General features: G+C 72.8%; 12 protein-coding genes. 9 read left to right on the top strand and 3 right to left on the bottom strand.

What is annotated here, in order from left to right:
- Window positions 1-66: 66 nt before the first annotated feature.
- Both ACE1OA_RS12950 and ACE1OA_RS12945 read right to left on the bottom strand, forming a co-directional pair.
- Window positions 67-1905, bottom strand: a complete 1839-nt coding sequence (locus tag ACE1OA_RS12950; RefSeq protein ID WP_432752806.1) for a serine/threonine-protein kinase — start codon at window positions 1903-1905, stop codon at window positions 67-69.
- Window positions 1906-2093: 188 nt separating this feature from the next.
- Window positions 2094-3431, bottom strand: coding sequence for a M14 family metallopeptidase (locus tag ACE1OA_RS12945; RefSeq protein WP_384870752.1), 1338 nt, complete (start codon window positions 3429-3431; stop codon window positions 2094-2096).
- Between the two features lie 117 nt (window positions 3432-3548).
- Here ACE1OA_RS12945 and ACE1OA_RS12940 point away from each other — a divergent pair, with 117 nt between their 5' ends.
- A complete protein-coding gene (locus tag ACE1OA_RS12940; RefSeq protein WP_432752805.1) occupies window positions 3549-4958 on the top strand; it encodes a protein kinase domain-containing protein in 1410 nt (469 codons plus the stop codon).
- Between the two features lie 131 nt (window positions 4959-5089).
- On the opposite strand, the gene ACE1OA_RS12935 is transcribed toward ACE1OA_RS12940, so the two are convergent.
- Window positions 5090-6805 carry a chitinase gene (locus ACE1OA_RS12935; protein WP_356606717.1) on the bottom strand — a complete coding sequence of 572 codons (1716 nt, stop codon included), beginning with the start codon at window positions 6803-6805 and terminating at the stop codon, window positions 5090-5092.
- A gap of 402 nt (window positions 6806-7207) precedes the next feature.
- Here ACE1OA_RS12935 and ACE1OA_RS12930 point away from each other — a divergent pair, with 402 nt between their 5' ends.
- The 8 genes from ACE1OA_RS12930 (at window position 7208) to ACE1OA_RS12895 (ending at window position 14268) form a co-directional block, all read left to right on the top strand.
- Window positions 7208-8089 (top strand): hypothetical protein, encoded by an 882-nt coding sequence (locus tag ACE1OA_RS12930; protein ID WP_356780717.1) that lies wholly within the window; start codon window positions 7208-7210, stop codon window positions 8087-8089.
- An 87-nt stretch (window positions 8090-8176) separates the two neighbouring features.
- On the top strand, window positions 8177-8884 hold the full coding sequence (cpaB, locus tag ACE1OA_RS12925; protein ID WP_432752804.1) for a Flp pilus assembly protein CpaB: 708 nt from the start codon (window positions 8177-8179) through the stop codon (window positions 8882-8884).
- 7 nt (window positions 8885-8891) lie between these two features.
- Window positions 8892-10169 carry an AAA family ATPase gene (locus ACE1OA_RS12920; RefSeq protein ID WP_356606723.1) on the top strand — a complete coding sequence of 426 codons (1278 nt, stop codon included), beginning with the start codon at window positions 8892-8894 and terminating at the stop codon, window positions 10167-10169.
- Complete coding sequence (locus ACE1OA_RS12915; protein WP_384870748.1) at window positions 10166-10537, top strand: TadE/TadG family type IV pilus assembly protein; 372 nt, start codon at window positions 10166-10168, stop codon at window positions 10535-10537. The genes ACE1OA_RS12920 and ACE1OA_RS12915 overlap by 4 nt, the downstream gene beginning before the upstream one ends.
- Window positions 10534-11082, top strand: coding sequence for a TadE/TadG family type IV pilus assembly protein (locus ACE1OA_RS12910; RefSeq protein WP_432752803.1), 549 nt, complete (start codon window positions 10534-10536; stop codon window positions 11080-11082). Before ACE1OA_RS12915 ends, ACE1OA_RS12910 begins: the two co-directional genes overlap by 4 nt.
- Window positions 11079-12419 carry a CpaF family protein gene (locus ACE1OA_RS12905; protein ID WP_432752802.1) on the top strand — a complete coding sequence of 447 codons (1341 nt, stop codon included), beginning with the start codon at window positions 11079-11081 and terminating at the stop codon, window positions 12417-12419. The genes ACE1OA_RS12910 and ACE1OA_RS12905 overlap by 4 nt, the downstream gene beginning before the upstream one ends.
- Window positions 12420-12428: 9 nt before the next feature.
- A complete protein-coding gene (locus ACE1OA_RS12900; protein WP_432752801.1) occupies window positions 12429-13367 on the top strand; it encodes a type II secretion system F family protein in 939 nt (312 codons plus the stop codon).
- 13 nt (window positions 13368-13380) lie between these two features.
- A complete protein-coding gene (locus ACE1OA_RS12895; RefSeq protein ID WP_356606731.1) occupies window positions 13381-14268 on the top strand; it encodes a DUF5936 domain-containing protein in 888 nt (295 codons plus the stop codon).
- Window positions 14269-14272 lie beyond the last annotated feature (4 nt).

The following is a 14272-nucleotide window of genomic DNA, read 5'->3' as shown; positions in this document are numbered from 1 at the left end:
CCCGGCCTTCCCCCGCGCCGGCGCACGCGGCGGGGCCGCGCCGGCCCGGACCCGGTGCCGGCGGTCTCAGACCGCCGCCGTGCACAGCACGTTCCGCCCGCCGTCGACCTCGTACGTCCAGTACACGTTCCGGTCCCCGCTGCCGCGCGAGCAGTAGCCCGCCGGATAGGACTTCTCGGCCCGGTAGTAGCCGGTGATCTGGAGGATCGTGTCGTAGCCGCGGGGCACCTCGTCCGCCTCGCAGCTCCAGAGGTTCATGGTCCGCGAGGACGTGATGGTCCGTCCGCTGCGCTTGGCGACGAAGCACTCGCCCTTGCGGTACTGGCGCTCCACGCAGAGCGTCGTGGCGAAGTCGTAGCGCGATCCGGAGTGGTACCAGTAGCTGCGCCCGTTGCCCGAGGGGCAGTCGGCGAAGTCGATGCCCCGGCTCGCCGAGGTCACCCGCAGGTGGGCGTTGGCGGCGGAGCAGCCGACGGTCTGCGGGGTGGTCGTCGACCAGGAGCCGTAGCCGTCGTCGTACGCGGTGAGGCAGTCGCCGCTGTCGACGGCGCGGAAGGCCTGGTCCCGCGCGTCGGGTGTGGGGGTCGGGGGAGTCGTCGGAGGGGAGTATGAGGAGCTCGCCCCGGTGCGGGAGCCGCTCGTACCGCCACTGCCCGATCCGCCGTCGTCGAGGGTGTTCTGGTAGAGCAGGAAGGCGACGACCAGGAGGACGGCCGCACCGATCCAGCCGGCCGTACCGCCGCCGCCACCGCCCGTGGACGGGGTGCGGGGCGGCGGCGCCTGCGGCGGGGGCGCGGGCCGGGGCGGCGGGGCCTGCCGGGGGGCGGGCTGCGGTGAGGCGGCCCGCGGTCTCACGGGAGGCGGCTGGGGTGCCCGGGGTCTCTCCGGCGGCGGCTCGGGCGGCCGGTTCTCCGGGATCACCCGGGTCGGGGGAGGCGGCGGCACGGGACCGGTCCGCTGGTCCGCGGTCGGGGCCTCGGCGTCCCGGACCTCCGCCTCCCGGAACAGACGGCCCTGGCTCTCGTACGCGCCGATCAGCTCGGTCCAGCGCGGCGGCAGCCACCGGGTGCCGCTCGGCGAGTGCGGCAGCCCGGCCGTCGACGCCGTGAACTGCGCCAGCACGTCGGCGGGCGCGGGCCGCCGGCCGGGATCCGCGGCCAGACACGGCCGGATCAGCGGGGTCAGCTCCTTGGGCAGGCCGCCCAGGTCCAGATCACCGCGCTGGACCCGGGAGAGCAGCCGCAGGGTGTCGCCGTCCTCCGGGTACGGGGGCCGGCCCACCGCCAGGTGGAAGAGGGTGGCACCCAGCGAGTACACGTCGGCCGCGGCCGTGGACACCTCGCCCCGGGCCTGTTCGGGGGAGGTGAACGCGATCGTGCCCAGGGTGAGCTGGGTCCGCGTCAGGTCGCTGGCGTGCGAGATGCCGAAGTCGATCAGCCGGGGCCCGTCCAGCGGCAGCAGGATGTTGTGCGGCTTCACGTCGCGGTGGACGATGCCCATGCCGTGCAGGGCGACCAGCGCCTCGGCCGTCCCCGCCGCCACCCACCGGACGGCGGACGCCTGCAGCACGCCCTTGGCGCGGACCAGTTCGGACAGCGCGGGCGCCGCGATGTACTCGATCGCCATCCACGGCCGGTCGGCGCCGGCGTCCGCGTCCAGGACCCGCGCGGTGTAGACGCTGTCGACCCGCTGGGCGAGCGCCACCTCGCGCGCGAAGCGCCGGCGGTCGGTCTCGGCGACGACGCCCTCGGCGAGCAGGGTCTTCACGGCGACCAGCCGTCCGCCGCTGGTGCGGCCGAGGTACACCCGGCCCATGCCGCCCGATCCGAGCCGGCCGAGCAGCCGGTAGCGGCCGAGCTGCCGCGGATCGTCCCCGCTCAGCGGCTGAAGGCGTGCCCCCGTCATCCCGTACCTCCCCCGTGGGTACCCGTCCCGTCACCCACAGTGGCATGCCGCGGACGCACTGGCCATGGCCCTTCCCGTCCCGGACACGACCGGGACAGGGCCTTCACGGAATCGATACCCGCCCGCGGGCATGGACGCGCCGCGGACCGTACCGGTACGGTCCGCGGCGCGTCCATGCCTCCTGGGGGTCAGGCGGTGCAGTACTGGCTCTGCTTGCCGATCGAGCGGTACATGCAGTCGGCGTTCTCCAGGAGCTGGAGCACGGCGTCCCGGTTGCGGCTCGTCTCGCGCTCGATCACCTCGTCGGGCGGGTAGAAGCCGCCGTTCCAGGACGAGGTCGGGTACATCTCGAAGGTGTACGCGAAGATCTTCTGCGCACCCCACAGGTAGTCGTCGATCGAGCCGTCCGTGATGTACAGGTCACTGGACTGCTCGGCGGTGTAGCCGTTGCTCGCGGCCATCTTCTGGCCCACCGCGGCGAAGGCGTTGCGGTCGTCCTGGGTCATGCCCGGGGCGGTGTCCGCGTTGGTCCAGCCGAACGGCCAGAGCACCAGCTCGCTGTACGTGTGGAAGTCGATGCCGGCCTTGATCTGCTGCTTGCCGCCCACGACCCGGGAGCGGACGAAGTCGGCGACGACCTTCACCTCGGGCGCGGACTCGGGTGCCGTGCCCCGGTAGGTCTCGGAGCTCTTGGAGCCCGAGGAGCCGCCGCAGCAGCCCCACTTGTAGTCCCAGTTGCGGTTCATGTCGGTGCCCACGTAGCTGGATCCGGAGTTGGGCTGCCGGTTCTTGCGCCAGCTGCGGTAGGAGCCGGTCGCGATGTCGTACTCGCCGCCGTCCGGGTTGAGGTCAGGCACGATCCAGATCTCGCGGCCGTTGACCGCGTTGGTGATCCGGGAGTCGGAGCCGTAGCCCGCGCCGAGCTCGCGCAGCAGGTAGAGCGCCATCTCCACGGTGAGGTGCTCGCGCGCGTGCTGGTGGTGGGTGAAGAGGACCTCGGGTTCGGCCTCGTCCGTGCCGACGTTGTCGCTGACCTTGACGGCGATGATGTCCCGGCCCTGGTAGGTCCGGCCGATGACCCGCTTGCTCATGATGCCCGGGTACTGGGCGATGCGCTGGTCGATCTCCGCGTTCATCTCGGCGAAGTTGTGGTAGCGGGCGTCGGCGGACGGGAAGTCGAGGGGCCCGGCGACGAGACCGTCGAGGGTGCGGGCGGGCGGGCCCGGCAGCGCCTTCGGGGTGTAGCCGAGGGCCTTGAGCCGCCGCAGCTGCTCCGCGTTGGCGCTGACCACGACCGAGCGGGCGTCGACCTCGTCCACCGAGACCCCGGTGGCCGCCAGCGCGGTGCGGGCGGCGGGGGTGGAGGGTCCGGCGATCTCGTACTGCCGGATCACCTCCTCGGCGGCGGCGGTCGGCGCCGGGTCGGCCCCGGCGGGTGTCGCGTTGACGGAGAGCGGCGCCGCCACGGCGAGCGCCAGCAAGGCCGCGAGGGTGGCGGACCTTCTTCCGCGAATGCGAAGTCGCATGCTGTCTCCTGGGTGGGGAGTGTGGGGGTGTGCGACGAAACTGGTGCGGGTGTCCGGCCACATGGTGAAGCCGTGGCATGCACCGGTCAAGAAGCGGACTTCGGCCATACTGTCCGCGTGGGGACGCTGATCGGCACGTACGAGGTCGAGCACAAGCTAGGCGAAGGCGGCATGGGCACCGTGTATTTGGCGCGCTCGCGCGGCGGACGCGCGGTCGCGGTCAAGGTCGCACGGCCGGAACTCGCCACCGATCCGGCCTTCCGGGAGCGCTTCCGCGCCGAGGTCGAGGCCGCCCGCAGGGTCGGCGGCTTCCACACCGCCCAGGTGGTGGACGCCGACCCGGACGCCGAGGCTCCCTGGCTCGCCACCGCCTACATCCCCGGCCCCACGCTCTCCGGGCTGCTCGCCGCCGAGGGGCCGCTGCCCGAGCCCCGGCTGCGCGCGCTCGGCGCCGCGCTCGCGGAGGCGCTGGAGGCCATCCACGCCTGCGGTCTCGTCCACCGGGACCTCAAGCCCGGCAACATCGTCATGGCCGCCGACGGGCCCCGCGTCCTCGACTTCGGCATCGCCCGCGCCCTGGAGTCGACGCGGCTCACGGCCACCGGTACGGCCTTCGGCACCCCCGGCTACCTCGCGCCCGAACAGGCCCTCGGCCAGGAGGTCACGGGCGCCGCCGACGTGTTCGCGCTCGGCGCCGTGCTGGTGGCGGCGGCCGGTGGGCGCGCCTTCGGCGACGGCACCCCGATGGGGCTCATGTACCGCTCCGTGCACGAGTCGGCGGACCTGGCGACGGTCCCGGCCGGGCTGCGGGAACTGGTGGGCGCCTGTCTGGCGAAGGACCCCGCCCGGCGGCCGACGCCGGGCGCGATCCTGGACGCGCTGGCCGCGCAGCCGGCCCGGCCGCACGTGCCGCGGGGAGCGCCGGCCGGACGCGAGGCGGCTTCGCCGGCCGTCCCGCCGGTCGCGGCGGACGTACCGACACCGACGGCCCCGGCCGACTCCCTGGCCCCCACGGTGACCGCCGACCCGCGGATCGCCCGTGCCCGCGCCGGCGAGGCACCCGGCGACGTGCGCGACGCGGTGCCGCCGGGTGCGGAGCCGTCCGTGCGCGACGCGGTGCCGCCGCTGCCCGCCCCCGCGCTGCCCGCCCCCGTGGCCCCCGTCTCCGCGCCGCCCGTACGGGACGTGGTCCCGCCGCCGATGCCCGCGGAGCCGCCGCTTCCGGTGCCGGCCGTGGTCGCCTCCGACGGGGAGTGCGGGATGGTCGCCGACGCCGACGGGGTCGTCTTCGAGCTGTTCGGCGAGGAGGCCGAGTTCGACTGGGCCGAGATCGGCTCGCTGGTCTACGAGACCGCCCACCGGGGTCGGCAGCTGGCCGTGCACGTCGCCCTGTACGACGGCAGTTCCTACACCTGCGAGATCAACGGCCGGGCGGCGCGGGTGACCGAGTGGATCGCCCAGCTGGAGCGCGTGCTCGACCGCTGCATGCCGGGGCCGGCGGGGTCCGGCCCGAACGGGTCCCGCTGACGCGGGGCCGGAAACGCGCGCAGCGCCGCCGGGGGAACGGCGGCGCTGCGGGGGACGCCCCCTGAGGGGGTCCGGCGACCGGGCCGGGCGTCAGGCGTCCGGCCGGCCCGGTCGCCCGGGGGTGGTCGTCCCTACGGGAGGTTGTGCACGTGCGGGCCGACCGCGTTGGACCAGGCGTTGCCGGCCGTCGCGTCCCAGTTCGTCGACCAGGTCATCGCGCCGCGCAGGTTCGGCCAGGTCTGCGCCGGCTTGAAGGTGCCGCAGCCGGTGCCGCGGGCCAGGCAGTCCAGGGCGTTCTTCACGATGGTCGGGTCGACGTAGCCGCTGCCCGCGCCGCGGGTGGAGGCGGGGACGCCGAGGCCGACCTGGGAGGCGTCGAGGCCGCCCTGGAGCTGGATGCAGGCGAGCGCGGTGAGGAAGTCCACCGAGCCCTGGCTGTAGACCTTGCCGTCGCAGCCGAGCATCGAACCGCTGTTGTAGTACTGCATGTTGACGACGGTGAGGATGTCCTTCACGGCGAGCGCCGTCTTGAAGTACTCGGTGCCGGTCGACTGCATGTCGATGGTCTGCGGGGCCATCGTCAGGACCATGGACGAGCCGGCCTTGGCCGACAGCTGGCGCAGCGCCTTCGTCAGGTAGGTGGAGTTGATGCCGTGCTCGAGGTCGATGTCGACGCCGTTGAAGCCGTACTCCTGCATGAGGGCGTAGGCGCTGTCGGCGAAGGCGGTCGCGGAGGCGTCACTGTTGATGGTGACGTTCCCCTTCTCGCCGCCGATCGAGATGATCACGGACTTGCCGGCCGCCTTCTTGGCCGCGACGTCCGCCTTGAAGTCGGCGGCCGAGGCGTAGCCGACGGCCGGGTCGAGGTTGAAGGTGATCTGGCCCGGCGTGGCGGTCGAGTCGGCGAAGGAGACGGCGATGATGTCGTACTGGGACTGCACGTCGCGCAGCTTCTGGACGGTCGCGCCGTTGTTGAAGTTCTGCCAGTAGCCGGTCAGCGCGTGCTTGGGCACGGCCGGGCCGGGGCCCGGGTCGGTGACGGTGCCGGTCTTCGCGGAGACGGTGGCCGACTTCGCGGACTCGCCCGCGGAGTTCGTCGCGGTGACCTGGAACTGGTAGGTGGTGTTGGCGGCGAGTCCGGTGACGGTCGCCGAGGCCCCGCCGACGGAGAGGACCTTGGTGCCGTTGCGGTAGACGTTGTAGCCGGTGGCACCGGAGACCGCGCCCCAGTTGAGGGCCACGGAGGAGGAGGTGACCGTGCCCGCGGCGAGGCCGGCCGGGGTGGCCGGGACGACCGGGTCGGGGTCCTGGCCGCCGCCCCCGTCCGGGCCGAAGACGCTCACGTCGTCCACGGAGTAGGCGGCGGTGCCGTACCAGCCGTGCGTGTAGACCTGCACGGACGTGGTGCTCGCGCCGGTGGTGAAGGTGGTGGTCAGCTGCTTCCATGAGCCGCTGTCGGGCGTCCAGGTGGACACGTCCGTGGTTCCGGTGCCGCTCGCGCCGAGGTAGGCGTAGCCGCCCTGCACCCAGGCGCTCAGCGTGTAGGTGGAGTTGGGCTTCACGGCCACGGTCTGGGTGCACTTGGCGTTGTCGAGGCCGGCCGGGGTGGCGCGCAGGGCGCCGGCGCCGGTCCGTACGGGCGAGGAGACCGCGGCGCCGCTGCCGGCGGAACAGGTCCAGTTGGTGAGCCCTGACTCGAAGCCCGCGTTCTTGGCCACGTTGACGTCCGCGGCCTGGGCGGTGCCCGCCCCGCCGACGAGTACGAGACCGGATCCGACGGCGAGCGCGAGGACGCCGCCGATCCCTCGGCGCCGGCGAGCGCGGGAGCGTGTGGTGGTGCGGTCCACTGGGAGCCTCCGGTGGGGGAGTCGGGGATGTGGAGGTTCGTACGTCGTCGTACGTCGTCGTCCGGGGAGGTCGTACGGGAGGTGTACGGAACGGTGGCCACCGCTGAGGGAACAAGTTGGTCCAGACCAATTGAGTTGTCAAGACCTCTGGAAGGAATGGGAGTTGACGCATGGGCCCCCGGACCCACGCGCGGACCCAGCACCGGGCCCACCGCCGGGCCCATGCGGGCCCACACCCGGACCCACCGAAGACCCAGGACGGGCCCACCGCGGACCCAAGAAACTCCCCCTCGCTTAGCGGATTGTCTGTTCACCACCCCGGGCCTCGTGGATAAAGTGCAGAGGCAACCGCGCTGCGCGATGGCGCGGTGAACGCAGAGTGACGTCGACGGGGAGCCTGACGTGCCGACAGCGATCGCGGTCACCAGCGCCGACCTGGTGCTGCCACCGACCGACCAGCAGACACCCGACGCCGTCGTCCTCCCCGCCCCGGAGACCCAGCCACTCGCCTCCGCCGTCGCCGACCTGCAACTCCTCCTCGACCGCTACGGCCATGTGATCGTGGTCTGCCCCTCCTCGGTGCCGACCGCCACCGCCCGCCGTCTGCACGCCGTCCGCTCCCTCCTGGAGAGCGACCGGATCGCCCTGGTGAAGTCCGACCTGCCACCGCTGGGAGTCGCCGTACTGGCCCGGCAACTGCGCCAGTTGTCCGCCTGCGACTTCAGCCCCGGCGTCGTCGCCACCGCGGCCCGGCTGCTCGCCCACTACATCTACGCCGGCGCCGTCCTCGGCTCGGTCGCCAAGCTCGACCGCGTCCCCGTCACCCTGAAATCCCACGTCAAAGGCTGGATGCCCGGGGCGCAGTTCGCCGTCCTCGCCGGACCCGTACCCCAGCTCATCCGGATCGGCCCCGGCGCCGAACCACCGGCCGGACCCGAGTTCGTGACCCAACTCGTCCTGGCCCGCGGCCAACTGCAGACCGACTGGCCGGCCGGCAGCCTCGTACCCCGCTGGCAGGTCCAGGGCGTCCAGGAAGCCCCCCTGCCCGCCGAATCGCCCCGCTGGTGGGGCACCGGGCGCCTCGTGGAGTTCGCCGCCTACCTGCCGGACATCGCCATCCTCCACCAACTGGTCTCCTCCGTACGGCGCGAGACCTGCCACTGGTGCCGGATGGAACTCATCGGCGACCGCTGCGGCTTCTGCTCCGCACCCGTGCCCACGGCGCCCGCCACGGCCACCGCCCCGCCGGCCGGACGCCACGGCCCCGCGAGCCGTGTCCCGTAACCGCGCGACCACCCCGCCGCCCCAGCCGTCCCCGCCCCGCGTCCCCCGTCCGCCGCGTCACACCCATCCGATCGAGGTTGTACGGCCATGAACTCCCGCCAGCGCCGCGGCGTCCTCCTGCTCCTGCTGTCCGTCCTGTGCGCCCTCGGCGCGTTCGCCGGAGTCCTCTCCGTGATCAGCGACGCCAACGCCAAGGTCGGACCCGAGGTCACGGCGTACCGGATCAGGAAGGACGTCCCGCCCTACACCGCCCTGGACGAGGGCCAGTTCGAGAAGATCTCGATGCCCCGGCGATGGCTCTCGGCCAACGCCGTCACCGACCTCTCCCAGATCCGCGGCAAGATCGCCGTCACCACCCTCCAGGGCGGCTCCCTCCTGCAGACCGACATGATCGTCAAGCGGCCCGCGCTCCGCCCCGGCCAGCAGGAGATCGCCATCATGATCGACGCCGCCACCGGCGTCGCCGGCAAGATCACCCCCGGCGCGACCGTCAACATCTACGCCACGTTCGCCGCCGAACGCGGCGGCACACCCGCCCAGTCCAAGGTCATCGTCAGCAACGCCCGCGTCCTGGACGTCGGCACGCTCACCCCGATCGACGCCAAGGGCGACGACCGCGGCAACCGCGCCACCGAAGCCGTCCCGATCACCTTCGCCCTCTCCACCCTCGACACCCAGCGCGTCGCCTACGCCGAGTCCTTCGCCGAGCACGTACGCCTCGCGCTCGTCGCACCCGGCAGCGAGGACACCCTCACCCCCGGCGACCGCACCTACACGCTCGACAAGGACAAGTGAGGCCGGTATGACCACCAGGATCCTGCCGGCCGTGGGCGACCCCGACGCCGCCCGGTCCGTCATCAGCCTGCTCAGCCAGCTCCCCGACGCCGAACCCGCCCCGCCCGTCGCCGACTCCACCCACCTCGTCGACACCCTCGCCCGGCTCGCCGCCACCTCCCTCGACGAACTCCCCGAGGTCGTCCTCGTCCACGAACGCATCGGGCCCGTACCCGCCCTCGAACTCATCCGCGAGGTCGCCCTCCGCTTCCCCGCCGTCGGCGTCGTCCTCATCACCTCCGACGCCAGCCCCGTCCTGTTCTCCGCCGCCATGGACTCCGGTGCCCGCGGACTCGTCACCCTCCCGCTCCACTACGAGGAACTCGCCAGCCGCGTCCAGGCCGCCGCCCAGTGGTCCGCCGGCGTCCGCCGCCACCTCGGCAGCGGCGCCGAGACCCTCGCCGGCCCCGGCGGCACCGTCGTCACCGTCAGCGGCGCCAAGGGCGGCGTCGGCACCACCGTCACCGCCGTCCAGCTCGCCCTCGCGGCCCGCGCCTCCGGCCGCAGCGTCGCCCTCGTCGACATGGACCTCCAGGGCGGCGACGTCGCCTCCTACCTCGACGTCCAGTTCCGCCGCTCCCTCGCCGACCTCGCCGCCGTCGACGACATCTCGCCCCGCGTCCTCCAGGACGCCGTCTACACCCACGAGACCGGCCTCGCGCTCCTCCTCGCCCCCGGCGACGGCGAACGCGGCGAGGAGGTCGCCGACCGCTCCGCCCGCCAGATCATCGGCGCCCTGCGCACCCGGTACGACGTCGTCGTCGTCGACTGCGGCACCTACCTCACCGGCGCCAACGCCGCCGCCGTCGAGACGGCCGACACCGCCCTCCTCGTCACCACCCCCGACGTCGTCGCGGTCCGCGCGGCCAAGCGGACCGTCCGCATGTGGGACCGCCTCCAGATCCGCAAGGCCGAGGAGAGCACCACGCTCGTGAACCGCTACCACCGCTCCACCGAGATCCAGCCCGCGCTCATCCAGAAGATCACCGGCACCCGGATGGCCGGCGTCGCCGTACCGGCCAACTTCAAGGAACTCCAGGGCGTCGTCGACGCGGGCCGGCTGCACGACCTCGACGCCCGCTCCTCGGTGAAGCAGGCGCTGTGGTCGCTCGCGGGGGAACTCGGCCTGGTCAAAGCCCCCGACGGCACCGGAACCCGGCCGGGCGGGCAGCTCGCCCGCGTCACCCGGGGCAACGACCGCGGCTCGCTGGGGCTCCGCCGACGCGCGGGAGGGCGGGAGCGATGACCGGACGGTACCGGGACGACGAAGGACAGGTGGCGATCGAGTTCCTCGGCATGGTGCCGCTCATCCTGCTCACCCTGGTGCTGCTGTGGCAGTGCGTCCTGGTCGGCTACACCTTCTCGCTCGCCGGGAACGCGGCGGACGAGGCGGCACGGGCGTACGCGGTCGGGGACGACTGCCACGAGGCCGGTACACGGAATCTCGACGGGGCATGGGCGAGCGGCGCGAAGGTCACGTGCGCCCCGGAAGGCGGCATGGCCCACGCGACGGTCACCCTGCGCGTCCCGGTGCTCTTCCCCGGCGCGATCAGCTTCCCCTTCGACGTCGAGGCCGACGCCGGAGCCGTACGGGAGGACAGGGAGCGGCCGTGACACACGACAGGGGCCCCGGTGCCGGGGCCGGGACCGAGACCGCCCGCGGGGGGACCCGTACGCCCGCCGCCCGCGGGGGGACCCGTACGCCCGCCGCCCGCGGGGGGACCCGTACGCCCGCCGCCCCGGGGCGTACCCACGCCCGCCGAACCCCCACGCCCGGCGGCCCGACCCGTACCGGCCGCCGCCGCGACCGCGGCCAGGTCGCGATCGAGTACCTCGGCTTCCTGCCCGTCCTGCTCCTCGTCGCCCTCGCCGGCATCCAGCTCGGACTCGCCGCCTACGCCGCCCAGCAGGCCGGCACCGGCGCCCGCGCCGCCGCCCGCGCCGCCACCCAGGACGACTCCCCCCTCGACCCGGAAACCGCCGGCCGGTCCGCCATGAGCGGCTGGATCGCCGACCGCAGCCGCGTCTCCGTCGACCCCGGGACGACCGAGGCCGTCGCCTCCGTCACCGTCCGCATCCCGTCCGTCGTCCCCTTCTGGACCTTCGGCGACGTACGCAAGTCCGCGACCATGCCACTGACCGAGGAGGACGCGTCATGAGTCTGCGGTCCCGCATCAGCGCCCCCGAGGAGACCGGCCCCGGCGGCCGCGAGGACGGCCACCTCGTCGCCACCTTCCGCGCCAAACTCCTCGAGGAGATCGACCTCACCGAGATGTCCGCGCTCGCCGCCGCCGAGCGCCGGGCCCGCCTCGAACGCGTCCTCGGCCACATCATCAGCCGCGAGGGACCCGTCCTCTCCACCGCCGAACGCGCCCAGCTCATCCGCCGCGTCGTCGACGAGGCCCTCGGCCTCGGCGTCCTCGAACCCCTCCTCGAAGACGCCTCCATCACCGAGATCATGGTCAACGGCCCCGACCAGATCTTCATCGAACGAGCCGGCCGCGTCGAACTGCTGCCGCTGCGCTTCGCCTCCCACGACCAGCTCATGCAGACCATCGAACGCATCGTCTCCACCGTCAACCGCCGCGTCGACGAGTCCAACCCCATGGTCGACGCCCGGCTCCCCTCCGGCGAGCGCGTCAACGTCGTCATCCCGCCGCTGTCCCTCACCGGCGCGACCCTCACCATCCGCCGCTTCCCCCGCGCGTACACCCTCCACGAGATGATCACGCTCGGCTCCCTCGACGACCAGATGCTGTTCCTGCTCGCCGGACTCGTCCAGGCCAAGTTCAACATCATCGTCTCCGGCGCCACCGGCACCGGGAAGACCACCCTCCTCAACGCCCTCTCCGGACTCATCCCGGAAGGCGAACGGGTCATCACCATCGAGGACTCCGCCGAACTCCAGCTCCAGCAGTCCCACGTCATCCGCCTCGAAAGCCGCCCCCCGAACATCGAAGGCCGCGGCCAGGTCACCATCCGCGACCTCGTCCGCAACTCCCTGCGCATGCGCCCCGACCGCATCATCGTCGGCGAGGTCCGCGGCGGCGAGACCCTCGACATGCTCCAGGCCATGTCCACCGGCCACGACGGCTCCCTCGCCACCGTCCACGCCAACTCCGCCGAGGACGCCCTCACCCGCCTCCAGACCCTCGCCTCGATGTCCGAGGTGAAAGTCCCCTTCGAAGCACTCCGCGACCAGATCAACAGCGCCGTCGACGTCCTCGTCCAGCTCACCCGCCACCCCGACGGCACCCGCCGGATCACCGAGATCGCCATCCTCGCCTCCCACGGACGCGAACGGTTCACCATCGCCACCGTCTGCCGCTTCCTCGCCCAGCCGCTCACCGCCGACGGCCGGGTCCACGGCGAGTTCCGCTACCACCCCCTCCCGCGCCGCGTCGCCGACCGGCTCTACATGGCGGGTCAGCCCATCCCCCAGGCATTCGGCGTCGCCGCGACCGACGACCAGCTCGCCACCCGAGAAGCGAAGTAGGAAGCGACGATGAACGATCCGGCCCTGCTCACGATCGGCGTCACGCTGCTCGCCTGCCTCCTCGGCGTGACCGGCCTGCGCCTGTACGCCGACGGCGCCGCCCAACGCGCCGCCCTGGTCGCCCGCCTCAGCGACACCGGAACCCCGCACACCACCGGACGCCGCCGCCGCTTCCGCACCCTCGACAGACGCCTCCGCCGCACCCGGTTCGGCCGCCGCCTCGAACTGCGGATCTCCGCCACCGGCCTCGACCTCACCCCCGGCGAGTTCGTCGCCGCCATGACCGCCGCCGTCGCCGCCCTGTGGGCCATCGGACAGGCAGCCCTGTCCCCCTTCTTCGGCCCCCTGTGCGGCCTCCTCGGCATCTGGGCCGCCCTCGGATTCCTCGGCTGGCAGAGACAGAAACGCATCGAGAAGTTCATCAACCAACTCCCCGAACTCTCCCGCATCCTCGCCAACGCCACCCAGGCCGGACTCGCCCTGCGCATGGCCCTCAGCATGGCCGCCGACGAGATGGAAGCCCCCGCCGGAGACGAACTCGAGAAGGTCGCCCAGCAACTCGCCGTCGGCACCTCCCTCGACGACGCCCTCGGCGAACTCGCCGAACGCCTCCCCTCCCGCGAACTCGTCGTCCTCGTCACCACCCTCGTCCTCGCCAACAAGGCCGGCGGCACCGTCGTCTCCTCCCTGCGCAACCTCACCGAGACCCTGGAGGAACGCAAGGAGACCCGGCGCGAAGTCCGCACCCAGCTGTCCCAGGTCAGCATGACCGCCTACGCCGTCCCCGTGATCGGCATCGGCTCCCTCCTGCTCATCGACAACATGCAACCCGGCGCCCTCGACCGGATGACCGGCTCCGGCCTCGGACAGTTCGCCGTCGTCATCGCCTTCGCCCTGTACGTCGTCGGCTTCGCCGTCATCCGCCGCTTCTCGAAGATCGACGTCTGAGGAGGAGGACGACGTGGACCTGCTGCTCGCCCTCACCGCCGGCCTCGCCGTCGCCGGCATCTTCCACGGCATCCGCCTCTACCGCGCGGACGCCAGACTCCCCGGCGACCTCCGACTCGCCCTCGAAGTCGGCGCCACCCGCACCGGCGCCGTCGACTCCGCCGTCGACCGCCTCGGCATGCGCTACTCCGCCACCGTGCTCCGCCTCATGGGCCCCAAACGAGTCAACGCCGTCCGACGCCGCATCGACCTCGCCGGAAACCCCGGCGGCCTGACCATCGACCGCTACGGCGCCCGCCGCGCCGTCTACGGCTTCCTCGGCGGCCTCGGCGGCCTCGTCATGCTCTCCAACGGCGACATCCTCGTCGCCCTCCTCCTCTTCGCCTTCGCCGCCTTCTGGACCGAAGTCGGCATCTGGTCCGCCATCCGCATCCGCAAGGACCAGATCGAACGCACCCTCCCCGACTTCCTCGACGTCCTCGCCGTCGTCGTCTCCGCCGGACTCGGCTTCCGCCAGGCCCTCGACCGCGTCGCCGACAAGTACGAAGGCCCCTGGGCCGACGAACTCCGCATCACCCTGCGCCAGATGGACATGGGCGTCAGCCGCCGCCAGGCCTTCGACGAACTCCGCCGCCGCAACGACAGCGAACAGGTCGCCCAGTTCGTCACCGCACTCCAGCAAGGCGAGGAACTCGGCGCCCCCATCGTCGAGACCCTCATACAGATCGCCAACGACATGCGACGCACCGACGCCCAGAACGCCCGCAGGAAGGCCGCCAAAGCCGTACCCAAGGCCACCATGGTCATCACCACCCTGATGGTCCCCGCCACGATGATCCTGCTCGGCGCCGGCCTGTTCCTCGGAACAGGCACCGACTTCGGCTCCCTCACCGGGGAATGACACC

The sequence above is a fragment of the Streptomyces sp. JL2001 genome (assembly GCF_050917515.1).
GTDB lineage: Bacteria > Actinomycetota > Actinomycetes > Streptomycetales > Streptomycetaceae > Streptomyces.
The sequence above is the reverse complement of the archived record's forward strand: the minus strand, read 5'-3'. Positions and strand labels throughout refer to the sequence as shown.